At 63.9% G+C, this 1,111-nt stretch carries 1 protein-coding gene; it reads right to left on the bottom strand.

The genetic code is table 11. From position 1 onward, the window contains the following. Positions 1–260: 260 nt before the first annotated feature. Positions 261–1,052 (bottom strand): cyclase family protein, encoded by a 792-nt coding sequence (locus EN932_RS36710; RefSeq protein WP_063169953.1) that lies wholly within the window; start codon positions 1,050–1,052, stop codon positions 261–263. Positions 1,053–1,111: the final 59 nt, after the last annotated feature.

Genomic DNA, 1,111 nt, shown 5'->3' with positions numbered 1-1,111 from the left:
CTACGGCGCCCCCCTCTGGCCTGCCGGCCATCTCCCCCTCTTGGGGGGAGATTGGCAGCTTCGGCGCCCCACTCAATCCTGCAACGTCGCAGATTGGCGAAAACCATTGTGAAGGCCAATCTCCCCCCTTGAGGGGGAGATGTCCGGCAGGACAGAGGGGGGCGCCGTAGGGCGCTAGCGCTACAAGCCTGCCACCCTCTACCTGCCATCAACCCGGTTTCGCCTTCTCGCATGATCTTCTCCCGAAGACCCACCTCGCTTTATTGCTTCGACACCAGCGCCAGCGCGCGAATCGGGCTGCCGGTGCCGTGCTCGATCTTGAGCGGCGCCGCGATCAGGATGGCGCCCTTCGGCGGCAGCTGGTCGAGGTTGCAGAGGCTGGCGAGACCGTAGCGGTTGGCCTTGTGCATCAGCGTGTGCGCCGGGAATGGCGGCTCCATGCCACCGGCCTTGCCGGCATCGGTGCCGATCGTCTCCGAGCCCCAGCCCTTGATGTCCTTGCTGATCAGGAACTGGATGGCTTCGGCCGTCGGCCCGGGCGTGTGCGGGCCGGTCTCGTTGGCGTTGAGGAACTCGGCTTCCGAGCCGTTGCGCTTGTACCAGTCGGTGCGCATCACCACCCATTCGCCGGCATTGATCGCGCCGTGCTTGGCTTCCCAGGCCTTGATGTGGTCGACGGTGAGCAGGAAATCGGGGTCGGCGGCGGCTTCCTTCGAACAATCGATGACATTGACGGGGCCGACGAAATTCTGCGCCGGAATGGTGTCGGTGGCGCCGTCCGGATAATCCTTGCCGCTGATCCAGTGCTGCGGCGCGTCGAAATGCGTGCCCGAATGTTCGCCGAGCTTCAGCCAGTTCCAGGCCCACCACGGACCGTTCTTGTCGTAACGGGAGATGTTGTGGATCTCGACCTTCGGCGTGTCGACGGCGAGTTCCGGCGGCAGCTTGATCAACGGCGTGTCCGGCCCGAGCGGCGCCGACAGGTCGACCACCTTGATGGCGCCTGAAAGAAGCTGGCCGGCGACTTCGCCGAGGAGTTTTTGCGTGTCCATGGTTTGAAGTTCCCTCTTCGTGTGATGATCAAGGCTCGTCTCGGCCCTTAATATCCTAC

This window comes from Mesorhizobium sp. M7A.F.Ca.US.002.01.1.1 (genome assembly GCF_004022955.1).
In the GTDB taxonomy this organism is placed as follows: Bacteria; Pseudomonadota; Alphaproteobacteria; order Rhizobiales; family Rhizobiaceae; genus Mesorhizobium; species Mesorhizobium ciceri.
This window is presented reverse-complemented; position numbering and strand designations above follow the sequence as displayed.

Excerpts from the sequence above, each read along its gene's own strand:
- EN932_RS36710 (WP_063169953.1), bottom strand. The coding sequence starts at position 1,052 with ATGGACACGCAAAAACTCCTCGGCGAAGTCGCCGGCCAGCTTCTTTCA.